We start from the raw sequence: 15,842 nt of genomic DNA, 5'->3' as shown, positions 1-15,842 counted from the left end.
CCCACCGACGCACCCCACCGACGAATCAGGCAGTCATGTCCCGCACCCCCCTCGCCCCACCGTCCGTGCCCGCCGCTCCCGCGACCCCGGCGGGAGACCGGGCCGCCCGGCGCCGCCCCGGCGTCCTGCTCGTCGGCCTCCTGCTGCTCGCCGTACCGGCGGCGCTCGCCCTCGTCGTACGGCGGCACCCGGCGGCCCCGCCGTTCCAGGGCGCGGACGACCGCTGGCTGTCGTGGATGGGCGGCCCGCACGACGGGCCGTACGCCCTGGTCGCGTCCGCCCTCAACTGGTTCGGCGGCCCGGCCGGGATCGTCGTACCGCTCGCCCTGCTGCTCTTCCTGCTGGTGCGACGGCGGTGGGTGTCGGCGGGGTTCCTGCTCGGCGTCTACCTCTTCGGCAACATGCTCGTCGTCCAGGGGCTGAAGTACCTGGTGGACCGGCCGCGCCCGGCCCACCCGCTGGTCCGGGTCGACCACGGCTCGTTCCCGTCCGGGCACGCGGCGGGCGCGGCGCTGCTCGTCGTGCTCTTCGGCGTCCTGCTGGTGCCTGCCGCGCGGCGTCGGCTCTGGTGGGCCGGGGGAGCGCTGTTCACCCTGGCCATGATGTGGAGCCGGACGTGGCTGCACGCGCACTGGCTCAGCGACACCGTCGCGGGCGCGGCCGCCGGAGCGGGTGCCGCGCTGCTGGCCTGGTGGCTGTGCGGACCCGCCCTCGCGCGCGAAGCCGGGACCGGGGCCGCGTCAGCGGTCTGAGCCACGGGCCGTGCGCCCTACGAGGTCTCGCGGTGCACCAGTACCGCCTCTATCTCGGGCATGGGGGCGGTCGTGCCCGTTTCGATCAGCTCGTGCACGGCGTCCGCGACCCGGGCGGGCGGGACGAGTTCCAGCCGGATCGAGGTCAGCGCGGGCTGCTGGAGCGCGGAGAGGACCAGGTCGTCGGAGCCCACGATCGCCACGTCGTCCGGTACGGCGAACCCCTCGGCCCGCAGCGCGTGCAGCAGCAGCGCGGCGTACTCGTCGTTGTAGGCGAAGACGGCGTCCAGGCCGAGATCCGCCCAGCGCCGGGCAAGTGTCATCGCCGACTCGCGGGTGTACGACAGCTCCACCGGGGTCACCGTGGCCATGTGCCGGGCGGCGACGGACTCGGCGCCCGCCAGCCGCGGTCCGGCGAGCGCGGCGAGGCCGCGCTCCTGCGGCATGACCACGCCGATCCGGGTCCGGCCGCGGGCGATGAGGTGCTCGGCGGCGGTGGCGCCGATCCGCGCGTGGTCGAAGCCGATGGTGTGCACGCCGGGTACGGGCCGCGCCGCGAAGGCGAGCAGCCCCCGCACCCCCGCCCGGGTCAGCAGCTCGGCGGCCTGCGAGGTCAGCGAGTCGCCGTCGAGGGCGATCACGGCGGCCGGGCGCAGCTCGGCCCAGGCGCGGGCGGCGTCGAGGGGGTCGGTGAAGCGCCCCGCGTGCAGGACGGCGGTGTAACCGTGCCGGTCCAGCTCGCTGTGCAGGTCGTCGACCCAGTCGCTGACCAGGCGGCCGACGGCGGAGATGGACGAGGGCATCAGGACGAGGTTGCTGCGCCCGGCGCGCAGCGAGCGCGCCGCGGCGTTCGGTACGTAGCCGAGCTGCCGGGCGGCGTCGAGGACGCGCGCGCGAGTGGCCGCGCTGACCCGGTGGCCCTGGGTGTCGTTGAGTACGAAGGACACGGTGGCGCGCGACACCCCGGCGAGCCGGGCCACGTCGGCGCTGGTGAGGGAGGCGGGGACAGGAGTGTCTCTGGTCATGACGTCCCTCGACGCTCGTTTCGATCGGCCCGGTGCCTTCCCTCCGAAGGTTACACGAGTTAGATCAAGGGAGCGGGGGCCCGCCCAGGCGTGCGCCGCACACCCGGAAGGGCCCCCGCCGAGCGTCCCTGCGTACCCCTACGACGACAGCCTGCGCAGCGCGCCCTCGTGCAGCCGACGGGAGTCCCCGGCCGTGTCGCCGAGGGCGGTGACCACCGAGTCGAAGCGCATCGTGGTGCGGGTGTCCCGCTCGTACGGGCCCCAGTGCGGCATGTCCGGGTGGTTCGGGTCGCCGGTGCGGGCGAAGGCGATCCAGGCCCGGTGCATGGTGTGCGCGAGACCGTCGCGGACGGCGGGCGGCAGCCCGGCCACCAGCGGGGCGTGCGCCCACTGGTCGAAGTTCCCGAAGGCGAAGGGGAGTTCGAGGCAGTGGGCGGCGCCGAGCCGCCCCTCGTGGGCGGCCGAGGGCAGATCGAACTGGTAGACCCACACCGGCCGCCCCGCCGCGGCCCGCGCCTCGGCGAACCGCACCCCGGGCATCCGGAACAGCTCGTCGGTGATGAGGTCCATGAGGACGTCGGCCGGCCGCGCCCCCGGCCGGGCGCGCTCGTACGCCGTGTACGCGCCGGGGGCGGCCCCGGCCCCGAAGGTGTCCGCGATCCGGGCGGTGACCCGCTCCCGGTCGGCGCCCGCGATTCCCTCGTCCAGGGCGAAGCCGAAGTTGGCCTCCTCGCGCGTCCAGCCGATCAGCACCTCGATCCCGGCCGCGGCCCCGTGCGACAGGGCCTCGGCGGGATGGCGCGGGAGGGCGGCGCCGTCGATCACGGGGAGGAACGGCGTGGGCCAGTAACCCCAGCGCGTCGTACGGGCGAAGAGCCCGCCCGCGGCGCCGATCAGCTCGGGCCAGTCCCGGGAGCGCAATGCGGCGAGGCTCTCGGCCCCGGCGAGTTCCAGATAGGCGGCGGTGCGCTCCAAGGAGGCTTCGGGCGTGGGGAAATCGAGCCCGAAGGGCGGGCTCATCAGGATGACCCGCCGGATCAGGCCCGCGGCGTCCGGGTGACCGGCGAGGGCCGCGGTGGACACCGCGCCGCCCGACTGGCCCGCGACGGTGATGGTGTCCGGGTCGCCGCCGAAGGACGCGATGTTCTCGCGCACCCAGCGCAGGGCGGCGAGCTGATCGCTCAGCCAGTGGTTGCCGCCGTCCTCCGCGGAGTACACGTAACCCAGTGGCCCGATGCGGTAGTTGACGCTGACCACGACGAGGTCACCGTCGCGGGCGAAGGTGGCTCCGGAGTAGATGGGCAGCGAGCCGGAGCCGGACACGAAGCCGCCTCCGTGGATCCAGACGAGCACCGGTCTGCGGGCGTCGTCGGCCGCGGGGGTCCAGACGTTGAGGGTGAGGCAGTCCTCGTCGAAGGGCGGTTCGCCGTGTCCGCCGAGGACCGGGTCCCCGCCCTCCCGGTACAACTGCGGAGCGCTGGGGCCGTCGGCCGTCGCGTCCCGGGTGCCGCTCCAGCCGGGGTGCGGCCGTGCGGCCCGCCAGCGCAGCGGGCCGCACGGGGGAGCCGCGTAGGGCACGCCCCGGAAGACGGCGAGCCCGCCCTCCACCGCACCGCGCAGCCGCCCGCCGGGCAGGTCCACCACGGTCTCGTCCGGGCCTGGGATATGAGCCATGAGCCGATCCTTCCTGGGCCGCGCGCCGTACGCGCGCCGACCTGTCGAGAGTATGTCGAAATTTCAACGACCGTCAATGATTCTCGATAGACTGCACCCGGCCACTGAGCGGTGGCGGTCTGTCGGAGAGGTGGGTGCCCTGGTGGAGGTGGTCGTCGAGAGCTTCGACGCGTCGCGTGGTGCGCGGTTGGCGGCCTACGGCGCCGTCTCCACATCGCTGGCGCTGTGCAGTGATCGCGAACTGCGCGACCTCGTGGATGCGGCCACACCGATGGGTTCCGGCATCGGCGGGACCTCGGCGCTGCTGGAGGTCGGCGGAACCCCGGTCTTCGTCAAGCGGCTGCCGCTGACCGATCTGGAAAGGCAGCCGGAGAACGTCCGGTCCACGGCGAACCTCTTCGGGCTGCCCACCTTCTGCCATCCCGGCCTCGGGGTTCCCGGAAGCCCGGGATGGGGGGCCTGGCGGGAGTTGGCCGTGCACACCATGACGACGAACTGGGTGCTCGCACAGGACCATGAGGGCTTTCCGCTGATGTACCACTGGCGGGTGCTGCCGCACCCCGGGCAGGTGCTGCCCGAGGAACTGGCCGACGTGGAGAGGGCCGTCGCCTACTGGGGTGGCGGACCGCAGGTGCGCCACCGGATCGAGGCGCTGCGGGACTCCTCGGCGAGCGTCGCACTGTTCCTGGAGTACATCCCGCAGAACCTGCACGACTGGCTGGACGTCCAGGTCAAAGCCGACGATGGGACGGCCGAGCGGGCATGCGCCATGGTGGCCGAGGAACTTGAGGCCGGAACCTCTTTCATGAACGCCCGCGGGCTCCTGCACTTCGACGGCCACTTCCAGAACGTCCTCACCGACGGCGAGCGTCTGTTCTTCACGGACTTCGGCCTCGCGATCTCCTCCCGCTTCGACCTGTCGAAGGAGGAGGCCGACTTCTTCGCCGCACACCAAACCTATGACCGCTGCTACACCGTCACCCACCTGGTGCAGTGGCTCACCACCGCCCTGTACGGGTACGAGCGGGACGAGCGCAGCGCGTTCGTGCACGCCTGCGCCCGGGGGGAACCTCCGACGGGAATTCCGCCGCAGGTCGCGGCGATCCTCATCCGCCACGCCCCGGTCGCCGCGGTGATGACGGACTACTACCGCGAGTTCCGCTTCGAGAGCAGGCGGACCCCGTATCCCCTGGAGGCGCTCCGCCGGGTCGGCGGGCCGGACGGCTCGTCCACCAGGTGAGGGACGCCTCGACGCCCGCGGGGCCGGGGCGGAGGCCCCGGCCCTCATAGCCAGAGGGTGTTGGCCGCCGCGTGCTCCGCCTCCGCGTCCAGCAGGGGCGCGAACGCGCGCCACAGGAGCAGGCAGGCGCCCGCTCCGGCCAGGGCGCCGCCGACGGTGTCGCTCAGCCACTGCGCGTGCAGCCACGTACGGCTCCACATCATGGCCGCGGTGTACGCGGCGCCGGCCGGCCACCACCAGCGCCGCCCGCCCGGCGGGACCGCCACCACCGCGATCGCGATGACCAGGGCGACCGTGCTGAAGACCTGGCCGGAGGGGTAGGAGCCGTCGTTCACCAGGACCCATGTGTGCGGGGGCCGCGGCCGCCCGGCGAGGCGCTTGAGGGGCAGTGCGACGAGCACGTTGGCCAGGACGGCGGCGGCGAGGACGAAGAGCGCCGACCGCCAGCGCCCGTACACGCAGAGCCCGCCCGTCAGCATCAGCGGGAGGATCAGCCCCAGCGGCCCGCCGAGCCGGTCGAGCGCGAGGGCGAACCCGGTGGCGGCGCCCTCGGGCGAACCGCCCGCCGCACCGGCCCAGGCGTCGTCGAGGCCCTGGAAGAAGGGCCGTGAGTCCACCCGCAGCAGCAGTCCGGTCAGCACGGGGACGAGGAGCAGGACGGCACCCGCGGTGAGGGCGTACCGAGGGGGACCCGCGGGCAGGTGGTGCCGGGGCGGCCGGGTGTGGACGTGTGGCGGCGCGGGGACGGCGGAGCGCGGCATGGCGGGGCCTTTCGGGATCGTTTCCCGGGGCGGTGGGGCGCTCGGGGAGCGGGTGCGCGGACGTGCGGCGGTGACCCGGCGCGGAGGAACCGCGGGGGCCGCGAGAGGGGGAAGCCGGACCGGGCCCGCAGGGGGTGGGGCGGACGTTTCCGGCGGGCGGCGACGGGGGCGGCGACGAGGGCGTCGCGCTGCGGCACGGAGTATTGCGGAAGCGTGACCACCGCCACAAGAGCAAGAGGGTTTTCGGACGCCACCGGCCTGGTCAGTGGCTGCAACAGGTCGGTTACACGTGCCTGAGCGCGCTTCCGGTCGTGGGTCACGATCTGTGTATTGACCGGCGCAAGGTCTTGGCGGGCCCCGGGGATGGGTGCTACACAGTGTCCAGACGCCGAAAGTGACACGTGTAACAACATCGCGTTGAACGCCCTTCGCGTCGCGTACGCCGAGCACGTCGCACCACGGCACGGACCCGGCTGCTCCGCGACAGCACCCGCGGCGACCTCACCCCTCCGCGTGGCCCCGCACCCCGACGGCCCGCCCCCGCCTCACGGCACATCCCCACCCCACCCCACCCCACCCCACCTCCCCGCTCCGTCCCCGAGGAGTCGTCATGGTCACGAACGAGCTCATCGATCCGCCCGTCCCGGCGGATCACGAACCTCCCCACAGACGCGGGCTCCTGCTCCTGCTGCTCGTCGCCAACTCCGCGATGATGGCGGTCTACATGGGCGTCGGCTCGATCCTGCTCCCCACCCAGATCGCCGCGATCGCGGGCGACGACAAGGTCGCCGTCCTCGGCCTGATCGGCGGCATCAGCGCGATCTTCGCGACCGCCTTCAACCCCATCGCCGGAGCCCTCTCCGACCGCAGCGGACGCCGCAGCCCCTGGATCCTGGGCGGCGCCCTCGGCTCGCTCGCCGGCCTGGCCTTCCTCGGCAGCGTCCGTACCGCCCTGCTCGTCGGCATCGGCTGGTGTCTGATCCAGGCGACGATGAACGTCTACCAGGCCGCCGTCACCGCGATCGTGCCCGACCGGGTCGCGGTCTCCCGGCGCGGCACCGCGTCCGCGGTGGTGGGTCTGGGCCTGCCCATAGGCGGCACGGTCGGCGTACTGATCGCCTCCCAGACCGCCGACCACCTGCGCACGGGCTACCTCGTCTTCGGCGGGGTGATCGCCGCGGCCGCGATGCTGCTCACCGCCTTCTGCCGGGACCTGCCGCGCGGCGCGGACCCGGCCGCACCCGCCGAAGACGCTCCGCGTGCCCCCAAGGGCGCCCAGGTCAAGGCGTTCCTCTCGGCGCTCGGGCACCACGACTTCCGGTGGGCCTTCATCGGGCGGGCCCTGATGGTCCTCGGCTACTTCTCGGTCGTCGGCTACCAGCTCTACATCCTGGGCGATCACATCGCACTGCCCGCCGGGCTGACCCCGCCCGCCGCCATGGCGGTGCTCACCCCGGTCTCCATGGTGGCCATGGCACTCTCCACGGTGATCGGCGGGATGCTGTCCGACCGCTGGAACCGCCGCAAGGTGTTCGTCGGAGTGTCCGCGGCCCTCGCCGGGCTGGTGATGGTCGTCCCCGTGGTCAGCCCGACGTGGACCGGGATGCTCGTCTTCAGCGCGCTCAACGGCCTCGCCTTCGGCTGCTTCATGGCCGTCGACACCGCGCTCGTCACCCTGGTCCTGCCCCGGGCCGAGGACGCGGCCCGGGACATGGGAGTCCTCAACATCGCGAACGCCGGGCCGCAGATCATCGCCCCGTTCGTCGCCTCCGCCGTGGTCACCACCCTCGGCGGGTACACCCCGCTGTTCCTGGTCGGCGGCGGCCTTTCGCTGGTCGGAGCCCTCGCCATCCTCCCGATCCGCAGCGTGCGCTGACCCCGCACACCCCTCACTTCACCCCCTCTCCCCTCTCCCAAGGAGTGCTCCGTGCAACGCAAGCGAGTTCTGCCCCTGGCCACCCTGCTGCTCTGCGTACCCGGCCTCGCCGGTACGGTGCCCGCCGCCGCGGCGCAGGACGGCGCGGCATCCGGAGCGGTGTCCGGTCTCGCGCGCCCGCTGCGGATCCTGCTCACCAACGACGACGGCTACAATGCGCCCGGCATCCGGCTGGCGTTCGCCCGCCTGACGGCCGCCGGGCACGACGTCACCATCGTCGCGCCGCTCACCAACCAGAGCGGCGCCGGGACGAAGACGTCGAACGTCCCGTCCGTCACGGTGCGCCACCCGGAGCCCAAGGTGTGGGCCGTGGACGGGACTCCCGGCGACGCGGTGGCCTTCGGGCTCTCCGCGGTGTTCGACGGGAACGCCCCCGACCTGGTGGTGTCCGGCACCAACTTCGGCCCGAACGTGGCCGCCCTCGCCACCCACTCCGGTACGGTCGGCGGCGCCGTCGCCGGGCTGGAGTCCGGTGTCCCCGCCATCGCCCTGAGCACCGGCGGCGTCACCGCGCCCGACCCCGTGACCACGGTCAACGCCATGGGTCCGACCCTGGACTTCGCCGTCAAGCTGATCGACCGGCTGAGTGCGCGGGCCGGGTCCGGGCCGCTGCTGCCCGCGGGCGTCGGCCTCAACGTCAACCACCCCGTCGTCGGTGCCGACGGCAAGGGCACCGCCGCCGGGGTGGCCGCCACCTTCCAGGACCCGCAGCAGCTGCTGAAAGAGGACTTCACCGACGCGGGCGACGGCACCTGGAAGGTCGGCGTGAAGGTGGACCTGCGGACCCCGGCCCGGGGCGGCGACGTCGAGGCCGTGAGCGCCGGGAAGATCGCCGTCAGCCCGATCAACGCCGACTGGAACACCGGGCCCGCCGACTTCGCCGTCACCCGCGCCCTGATGGCCGGGCTGCGCCCGTAGGGCCTGTCGTCAAAGTGCCGCCCGCCCCGGGGTTGGGGCGGGCGCACACCATCCCGCCCCCGGACGGCCCCGAACCAAGGAGAAGGAGTACGGATGCCACACACCACGACCCGGAGCACCCGGTTCGCCCGGCTCATCCCGTCAAAAGCCTTACTCGGTACGGTACTTGCGCTCACCGCCCTGATCGCCGGGGCACTCCCGGCCGCCGCCGCACCCGGCGGGCCGGACCGCCCGGTGGTCGCCGTGGCCCAGGGCGCGCTGCGCGGCCGGGCCCACGACGGCGCGCAGGAGTTCCTCGGCGTGCCCTACGCCGGCGCACCGGTCGGTGAGTTCCGGCTGCGCGCGCCCCGGGAGCCGAGCCCCTGGTCCGGGGTGCGCGAGGCCGACCGGCAGGGACCCGCCTGTCTGCAGTTCTCGCCGTTCGGCCTGCGGGATCCGCTGGCGGTGAGCGAGGACTGCCTCCACCTCGACGTGTACCGGCCGCGGGACGCCCGGCCGGGGGACCGGCTGCCGGTGATCTTCTGGATGCACGGGGGCGCGTACAGCCAGGGCACCGGCACCCAGTTCGGCGGACGCGCGATGGCGGCGCTCACGAACAGCGTCGTCGTCAGCATCAACTACCGCCTGGGTCAGCTGGGTTACCTGGGACTTCCCGAGCTGGCCGGGGAAGGGGCCGAACGCTCCGGCTCCTTCGGCCTGATGGACCAGATCGAGGCGCTGCGCTGGACCCGGCGCAACATCGCCTCCTTCGGCGGGAATCCGGGCAATGTGACGGTCTCCGGCCAGTCGGCGGGCAGCGGTTCGGTGTGCGGGCTGCTGGCCGCCCCGTCCGCGGCGGGACTGTTCCACCGGGCCGTGCTGCAGAGCGGGCCGTGCACCCTGCTCCGTACCCCGGACGCGGAGCGCGCCGCGTCCGAGGCGCGGGCCTTCGCCGCCCGGGCGGGCTGCGCCGACCCGGCCGCGGTCGCCGTATGCCTGCGGGCCGCCGACGGAGCGGCGCTGGTGGACGCGGCCCGTACGCTGCCCACGTCGGGCCCGGCATCGGGCGACGGCCTGCTCCCCCGGGACCCGGCCGGGGCGATCGCCGCCGGGACCTGGAACAAGGTCCCGGTCCTGATCGGGAGCACCCGCTCGGAGGCACGGTTCTTCGTCGCCCTGACCCAGCCCCGGCTCACGGAGGAGGAGTACGAGCGCCAGGTGTCGGCCACCTACGGGGCGGCGGGCCCGGAGGTCCTGGCCCGCTACCCGGTCGCGGCCCACGGATCCCCGTACCTGGCGCTGTCGGCCCTCATGACCGACTCCGCCTTCGCCTGCGAGACCGCGAGGACCGCCCGGCTGTTCGCCCGTCAGGTACCCACCTTCGCCTACGAATTCGACGACCCGGACTCCCCGACGCTGGCGGGAGCCCAGGTGCCGGGGCTGGACGAGTCGAACGCGCACAGCGCCGAGCTGGCCTACCTGTACGACTTCACCATGGGGGACCGCCCGCTGACCGAGGTCCAGCGCGCGCTGGGGACCCGGATGCAGCGGTACTGGGGCGCCTTCGCCCGCTACGGAGCCCCCGTGGTGGCGGGACAGACCCCGTGGCCCGCGACCGGTCCCGCCGGTACGGTGCTGACGCTCGGCCCGGCCGTGACACGGCCGGACCCGGCGTTCGCCGCGGACCACCAGTGCGCGTTCTGGTGGTCCCGACAGGTCCCGCCACTCCAGGGGTAGCGCGGATCAGTCTCCCAGCGCGCGGGGCAGCCCCTGCCGGTCGGTGCCCAGTTTGGTGAACGCCGCGGAGAGCAGCTCGGAGACGGACTGCGCGTCCGTCTTCAGCTCCGCGGCGATCGCCGTGTTGTCGAGACCGAGCGCGGCCTGCCGGGCCGCCGCGCTCTCCGCCACCGTCAGGGTGTCCTGTTCGAAGGTGTGCAGCCGGCGCGGGCGCAGTCCGGCCGACGCGAGCTGGGAGCGGGCCCGCCCCGCGAGTCCGTCCGCCCCGCACGCGACGGCGGTCTCCATGCCCCGGTAGAGCTGCTGGGCCGCGTGGTGGCGGCTGCCGATCGTGTGCAGGGCCGTGCCGTGGTCGATCAGCGCGTGCGCGAGTTCGCAGGCCGCGGGGGACTGTTCGAGGTGGTCCACCGCGTCCTGGAGCAGGGTGGCCGCCCGCGCCGGGTCGACGGTGGTCGCCGCGGCCACCCGCAGCGAGTGGCCGATCATGCTGGAGGTGCCGAACGCGCGGGCGCGCGCCAGCGCCTCGGCGGCGGTGGCCCGGGCCTCCTCGGGCTTGCGGGCCACCTGCCCCAGGGCCAGGTCGAGCTGCCAGGGACTCCACGACGGGTTGCGCGCACCGCGCAGGTCGAGCCGCCTGCCCGCCGAGACGAGGTGCTGCTCCCCTTCCTCGACCCTGCCCCGGGCCAGCAGGAGTTTGCCCCACACGGCTTGCGGGTCGGGGTAGACGACCGCGCGGGGGAAGGGGTCGACCCCGAGCTTGTAGGCCTCGGCGACCCGCTGGGCCTCGGCGGTGTTCCCCCGGGCCAGCAGCGTCTCGATCAGGGTGCCGATCGCGTACCACTGCGCCGGGATGCCCTGGCCGACGCGGTCGGCGATCTGCAGGCCCTGGCGCACGAAGTCCTCGGCCTCGGCGAGCCGCCCGCGCCGGTAGCGGACGTAGCCGAGCAGGGTGTAGACGAAGGACAGGTGCGCGCCGCGCCAGCCCTTCGCCTCGAATTCGACGATGCCGGTGTTGAAGAGTTCTTCGGCGCGGCCGGGCTGGTCGCAGTACATCAGGGTGAGCGCCACGACGGCGGGCACCTCGAACCCGAAGTCCTGGTCGGTCCAGCTGAGCCCGCCGTCGAGGGCCTGTTCGGCGTAGCCGAGGGCGGTGGCGGCCGGTTCGCCGCGCAGTACGGCGTCCCACGCACGCAGTCCCAGGATGTGCCGCTCGGGCAGGCCGCGGCCGGTGAGCCGCTTGGCGAACTGGGAGAGGAGCCGGGAGCGGGCGGGCGAGTTCTCCTCGTCGACCCGGACCGAGTTCCACTTGAACTGCTCGGCCTGCATCCGCAGCCGGGTGCGTGAGCTGGTGGCCCGCCGGGCCTCGTCCGCGAGGAGCGCGGCCGCCTCGGCCAGCTGACCGGTGTGGCCGAGCGCCTGCGCCAGCCGGTAGGTGATCGCCTCGCGCAGGCCCTGTTCGGTCCGGGGCTCCTCCAGCGCGGCTCTGAGCTGGTTGATGGTGGTCGCGGGATCGTGCAGGAGGTTCGCGGAGCCGAGTTCGAACAGCACCTCGGCCCGGTCCTCCACCTCGGGAGGTTCGCGCAGCGCCCGGGCCAGATAGCGCCGGGCGGCGTCGGGAGCACCCGCGGAGAAGCTCTCGCGGGCGGCCTGGCGCAGCTGCTGCACCACCCAGGGATCGCCGTCGGGGTGCATCTCCAGCAGGTGCCGGGCGGCGGCAGCGGCGCCGTGCCCGTCGTTGACCAGGGCCGTCGCGGCCATCCCGTGCATGGCGACCCGGACACCGGGCGGGATCGAGCGGTATACGGCGGTGGCGATGAGCGGGTGGAAGAACTCCACCACCTCCTTGCGCCGCACGCTGGTGAGCACGGTCAGGATGCGGGCCTCGCGCAGCTGGTCGATCGCCTCGGCGGCCTGTGCCTCGCCGAGCGCCGCGACTCCGCCGACGATGTCGGTCGGGACCGCGGTGCCGAGGACGGCGGCGGCCCAGGCGAGCCGCGTGGTGGACGGCCCGAGCTGTTCGAGCCGGTCGATGAGGCCGCTGCCCTTGACGGCGGAAGCCAGGTCGCGCAGTTGCGGGATGCTGTCCTGGTGCGGTTTCAGCCCGCGGTCGCGGCCCTTCATGGCCAACTCGACGACCTCGAAGGGGTTTCCGCCCGTGATCGCCCAGCACTCGCGGCAGAACACGTCGTCGGCGTCCTCGCCGAGGGCGTCGCGCACGATGCGCGCCACCGCGGTCGTGGTGAGGGGCGCCAGCTCGTGCGGCCGTGACCCCTGGCGCCCCATGAGGGCGCGTAAAGCCGCCGCGTCGGCGGGGATCTCGTCGGGTCGGCAGGCCACCATGATCAGCATGGCCAGCTCCTCCGCCCTGGCCGTGAAGGCGGTCAGCCAGGCCAGCGATTCGGCGTCCGCCCAGTGCGCGTCGTCGACGACCAGGACGACGGGGGCGCTGCGCACCGCCAAGTGCGTGACGACCCAGTCCAGTCCGTCGCGCACGCCCTGCGGGTCCGGTGCCGTGGGGCCCTTCGGCGCGGCGGTGAGCCCGAGGGCCGGGGCGACGATGCTGTACCAGTTGCCCAGCGCTTCGCGCCGTTCGTCCTCGCTCATGGCGGCGAACGTCGGCTGGATGAGCTGCCGCATCACGTGGAAGGGCACCTGCCGCTCCTGCTCGCCGCCGCGTGCGAAGAGCACGGTGCAGGAACGCTCGGCGGCCAGTCTGCGGGCCTCCGCCAGCAGTGTGGTCTTGCCTATGCCCGCCGACCCGGCGAAGGTCAGTACGCCTCCGCGGCGGGTGGCCGGACCCTGTAGCGGTCCCGGGGAACCGCAGAGTTCGTCCACCGCGCGGTGGATCGCCAGGACTTCGGATTCCCGTTCGAGCAGGGGCTTGGGCGCCCCTCCTCGTGGTTCCGTGACATGTGACACTCGTGCCCCCTCCAGCGCGTGCGCCCGAGTGTACGGGCCGAGGGGTGAGTTGTTCCTGCTTAAGTACATTCTTGCGGTATCTCGCCACCCGTACGAGAACAACCGTGTACCCTCCGCCACCGCCGGGCCCGCTGCCGCACGGGCCCGGGCGTCAGCGTCGCGCCGTGGGAATCATGGGCAGTTCGCTGGGCTGCGGGATCCCCGCGGGGACCTCGCGGACGGTGATGCCCGGGGCGGGGACCAGGCGCCACCGGGACGCCACGGTCGCCACCGCCGTCAGGATCTCCGCCACCGCGAACGAATCGCCGATGCACTTGTGCTGGCCCGCCCCGAACGGGAGGTAGCGGTGCGCCCGCGGCCGTTCGCCGGAGTCCTCGTGCCAGCGGTCCGGATCGAAGCGCGCCGGATCGCGGAAGAGCGCCGGGTCCCGGTGCAACGCGTGCGGGCTGTACGCCAGTTCGGCCCCTTGCGGGATGGCGACCCCGCCGAGGGTCAGCGGGACCAGCGCACGCCGGGTGAAGAGCAGGGGCGAGTGCAGGCGCAGTGTCTCCTGGAAGACGCTGTGCGCGTAGGTCAGCCGGGGCAGGTCCTCGGGGCGGACGGGGCGCTCGCCCACCACCGCGTCGATCTCGGCGTGCAGGCGCTCCTCCACCTCGGGGTGGCGGCCCAGCTCGTGGAAGATCCAGGACAGGGTCGTCGCCGAGGTCTCCGTACCGGCGAACATGATGGCGATCACCTCGTCGCGCACCTGCTCGGGGCTCATCCCCTCGCCCGTCTCGGTGTCCACGCTGGACAGCAGCAGGGACAGGAGGTCCTCCCGGCCGTCCGGCCCGTCGCCGTACTGCGCGATGACCTGGTCGATGATCCGGCGCAGCCGCGCGGCGGCCCCGTCGAAGCGCCGGTTGTACGGAATGGGCAGCCCGTCAAGGAACTTGGGCATGACCGCGCGCACCAGCATGCCCTCCAGGACGATCGGGAGCGAGCGGTGCACCTCCGCGACGGCGGGCCGGCTCATCTCTCCCGAGAAGATCATCTCGGCGACCGAGGAGAGGGCGTAGCGCCGGGCCTCGGTGACCATCGAGACCTCACGGCCCGCGGTCCACGAGCCGGCCATCTCCTCGGCCTGACGGCACATCACCTCGGCGTAGTCGGCGATGTGGTTGCGGTGGAAGGCCGGTTGCATCATCCGGCGCTGCTTGCGGTGGAACTCGCCGTCGGTCGTGACGATGCCGTTGCCGAACATCGGGCGGAGCCGGTCGAAGATCCGGCCGCGGCCGAACTGCTGGGCCTGCTGCACCAGTACGGCGTGCACGTGGTCGGGGTCGGTGAGCACGTGGACGGGCCAGGTGCCGATGTCGATGCGGACGATGTCGCCGTGGGTCCGTAAGGATTCCAGGAACGCGATCGGCTCCCGCCACAGCTGGAGCGCGTGGCCCAGGAGCGGCAACCGCCCCGGAACCACGGGTGCGTGGGTCACGGAGCCGGGGTGCGCGAGTTGTGCCATGGGTCCACTTCCTGTCATGCCACGTTGACCAGGTCGGGGCGGGTGTAGGCGGACTCCATCCCGGCCGCGAAGCGTTCGTCGCTGTACCGCGTGCACTCGTAACGCTGCCACAGATCCGCGCCGATCATCCAGTCCTCGTAGCTGCGCACGTACCGCTCGACCGCCGTGCGGACGGACGGGGGCGTGGCGCCGTCCGCGTCCATGACCTGGAAGAGCCGCCGCTCCGCGACCAGGTACTCCTCGATGCGGGCCTGGATGCGGGCCTCCACCACCTGGACGGCGGCCGGGAGGGAGACGCCGTCCCGGGCCGAGATGAGGGAGACGAGGTTGTTGTTGTCCCCGCAGGCGTGTTCCTTCGGCAGGGAGAAGACGTCGTTGCCCCAGGAGATGACGTCCAGGACGCTGGCGGTGAGGGTCTGGAACTCGGGGAGGTCGTGGACGGACTGCGGCAGGTCGAGGCCCAGCCCGGCCTCCACCATGTCCATCATCGGCAGGATCTGGGAACTGTGCCGCCGCATGAGGATGTAGTCCTGGACCGTCGGGTGCCCACCGGTCCGGCGGTTTCCGGCCTCCTGGTCCAACGAGTGCAGCATGAGCGGGACATGGGCGCGGTAGCGGGCCGCGGTCGCCCCGGACATCCCGGCGAGGATCCGGTCGCACAGATCGGTGAATCCGTTGACGAGCGGATTGCCGAGCGCCGCAGCCGCCTCGCTCCGGCCGGTCTCCAGGTGTTCGGTGATGGCGTCGGTGACGGGCCGCCAGGCCGCCAGTTCACCCGTCCTGATGAGATGGTCGTGCTGGTCGTCCAGGACGAAGGACCAGGCCATCCACTCGGCGAGCAGGACGACGCGCTCGTACGGCACCTCGCCGCTGACCCGTCCCGCGAGATGGCCGAAGCCGATGCCCGCGAACTGTTCCACCGCGGCGCTGACCAACTCGTGCTCCACGGCCCAGGCCGTGGCCTCGGCATTCGCCCTGGCCGCCTGCGGATGCTTGGAGTTCCCGAACGGAAGGTGGAAATCGGGAACGGAGAATGGGTCGAGCTGGGTCATTGATCCCCCCACGGAAAGTCGGATTCGCCAATACCCGCTCAATGTACGATCACGATTGCGGTCACGACGCTGCACACCCCCCTACTCCTGCGCCGCCAGTGACGACGGCGCACTCCAACCAGCAGGGTAGGGACCGGTCATGGACTGACCTGATCCCGCCATGTGCGACCACATCCGGCCACCCAAAGAGTAATTAACTCTCAGGGCGGAGCGCACTGTCAATGTAGGGCGACGGGGTATGTCGAATTCATTTCGCCGTTGTCGAAAGCATATTCATCGCGAATATGCACACAGCACCCACGGTGTCGCGCAGGTGCTCGACCCGTGGGAGCCAGGGGGAGCCGG

General features: G+C 72.9%; 11 protein-coding genes. 5 read left to right on the top strand and 6 right to left on the bottom strand.

What is annotated here, in order from left to right; all coding sequences use genetic code 11:
• Positions 1 to 35 precede the first annotated feature (35 nt).
• Positions 36 to 752: a phosphatase PAP2 family protein gene (locus OHS33_RS02805; RefSeq protein WP_330328774.1), complete on the top strand. Its 717-nt coding sequence runs from the start codon at positions 36 to 38 to the stop codon at positions 750 to 752.
• A gap of 17 nt (positions 753 to 769) precedes the next feature.
• Here OHS33_RS02805 and OHS33_RS02800 read toward each other — a convergent pair whose 3' ends face one another.
• The gene (locus OHS33_RS02800) at positions 770 to 1,777 is read right to left on the bottom strand and encodes a LacI family DNA-binding transcriptional regulator (RefSeq protein ID WP_330328773.1); all 1,008 of its coding nucleotides are present in this window, start codon (positions 1,775 to 1,777) and stop codon (positions 770 to 772) included.
• 138 nt (positions 1,778 to 1,915) lie between these two features.
• Positions 1,916 to 3,451: a carboxylesterase/lipase family protein gene (locus tag OHS33_RS02795; protein ID WP_330328772.1), complete on the bottom strand. Its 1,536-nt coding sequence runs from the start codon at positions 3,449 to 3,451 to the stop codon at positions 1,916 to 1,918.
• 130 nt (positions 3,452 to 3,581) lie between these two features.
• Here OHS33_RS02795 and OHS33_RS02790 point away from each other — a divergent pair, with 130 nt between their 5' ends.
• The gene (locus OHS33_RS02790) at positions 3,582 to 4,691 is read left to right on the top strand and encodes a protein kinase family protein (RefSeq protein WP_330328771.1); all 1,110 of its coding nucleotides are present in this window, start codon (positions 3,582 to 3,584) and stop codon (positions 4,689 to 4,691) included.
• Between the two features lie 44 nt (positions 4,692 to 4,735).
• Here OHS33_RS02790 and OHS33_RS02785 read toward each other — a convergent pair whose 3' ends face one another.
• Complete coding sequence (locus OHS33_RS02785; RefSeq protein ID WP_330328770.1) at positions 4,736 to 5,452, bottom strand: phosphatase PAP2 family protein; 717 nt, start codon at positions 5,450 to 5,452, stop codon at positions 4,736 to 4,738.
• A 610-nt stretch (positions 5,453 to 6,062) separates the two neighbouring features.
• On the opposite strand from OHS33_RS02785, the gene OHS33_RS02780 reads away from it, so the two are divergent.
• The 3 genes from OHS33_RS02780 to OHS33_RS02770 all read left to right on the top strand — a co-directional run bounded on the left by OHS33_RS02780 (position 6,063) and on the right by OHS33_RS02770 (position 10,022).
• Complete coding sequence (locus OHS33_RS02780; protein ID WP_330328769.1) at positions 6,063 to 7,328, top strand: MFS transporter; 1,266 nt, start codon at positions 6,063 to 6,065, stop codon at positions 7,326 to 7,328.
• Between the two features lie 51 nt (positions 7,329 to 7,379).
• On the top strand, positions 7,380 to 8,306 hold the full coding sequence (gene surE, locus OHS33_RS02775; RefSeq protein WP_330328768.1) for a 5'/3'-nucleotidase SurE: 927 nt from the start codon (positions 7,380 to 7,382) through the stop codon (positions 8,304 to 8,306).
• A gap of 93 nt (positions 8,307 to 8,399) precedes the next feature.
• A complete protein-coding gene (locus tag OHS33_RS02770; protein WP_330328767.1) occupies positions 8,400 to 10,022 on the top strand; it encodes a carboxylesterase/lipase family protein in 1,623 nt (540 codons plus the stop codon).
• Positions 10,023 to 10,028: 6 nt separating this feature from the next.
• Here the strand turns inward: OHS33_RS02770 and OHS33_RS02765 are convergent, their stop codons facing one another.
• The 3 genes from OHS33_RS02765 to OHS33_RS02755 form a co-directional block, all read right to left on the bottom strand.
• The gene (locus OHS33_RS02765; RefSeq protein WP_330328766.1) at positions 10,029 to 12,941 is read right to left on the bottom strand and encodes an ATP-binding protein; all 2,913 of its coding nucleotides are present in this window, start codon (positions 12,939 to 12,941) and stop codon (positions 10,029 to 10,031) included.
• A 151-nt stretch (positions 12,942 to 13,092) separates the two neighbouring features.
• Positions 13,093 to 14,445, bottom strand: a complete 1,353-nt coding sequence (locus OHS33_RS02760; RefSeq protein ID WP_330328765.1) for a cytochrome P450 — start codon at positions 14,443 to 14,445, stop codon at positions 13,093 to 13,095.
• Between the two features lie 14 nt (positions 14,446 to 14,459).
• Positions 14,460 to 15,497: a terpene synthase family protein gene (locus OHS33_RS02755; RefSeq protein WP_330328764.1), complete on the bottom strand. Its 1,038-nt coding sequence runs from the start codon at positions 15,495 to 15,497 to the stop codon at positions 14,460 to 14,462.
• Positions 15,498 to 15,842 lie beyond the last annotated feature (345 nt).

The organism is Streptomyces sp. NBC_00536 (assembly GCF_036346295.1).
Taxonomy (GTDB): Bacteria; Actinomycetota; Actinomycetes; order Streptomycetales; family Streptomycetaceae; genus Streptomyces.
The sequence above is the reverse complement of the archived record's forward strand: the minus strand, read 5'-3'. Positions and strand labels throughout refer to the sequence as shown.

Bases quoted from the DNA above. Each gene is read 5' to 3' on its own strand.
- OHS33_RS02805 (WP_330328774.1), top strand. From the start codon at position 36: ATGTCCCGCACCCCCCTCGCCCCACCGTCCGTGCCCGCCGCTCCCGCG.
- OHS33_RS02800 (WP_330328773.1), bottom strand. From the start codon at position 1,777: ATGACCAGAGACACTCCTGTCCCCGCCTCCCTCACCAGCGCCGACGTG.
- OHS33_RS02770 (WP_330328767.1), top strand. From the start codon at position 8,400: ATGCCACACACCACGACCCGGAGCACCCGGTTCGCCCGGCTCATCCCG.
- OHS33_RS02755 (WP_330328764.1), bottom strand. From the start codon at position 15,497: ATGACCCAGCTCGACCCATTCTCCGTTCCCGATTTCCACCTTCCGTTC.
- OHS33_RS02780 (WP_330328769.1), top strand. From the start codon at position 6,063: ATGGTCACGAACGAGCTCATCGATCCGCCCGTCCCGGCGGATCACGAA.
- OHS33_RS02795 (WP_330328772.1), bottom strand. From the start codon at position 3,451: ATGGCTCATATCCCAGGCCCGGACGAGACCGTGGTGGACCTGCCCGGC.
- OHS33_RS02785 (WP_330328770.1), bottom strand. From the start codon at position 5,452: ATGCCGCGCTCCGCCGTCCCCGCGCCGCCACACGTCCACACCCGGCCG.
- OHS33_RS02760 (WP_330328765.1), bottom strand. From the start codon at position 14,445: ATGGCACAACTCGCGCACCCCGGCTCCGTGACCCACGCACCCGTGGTT.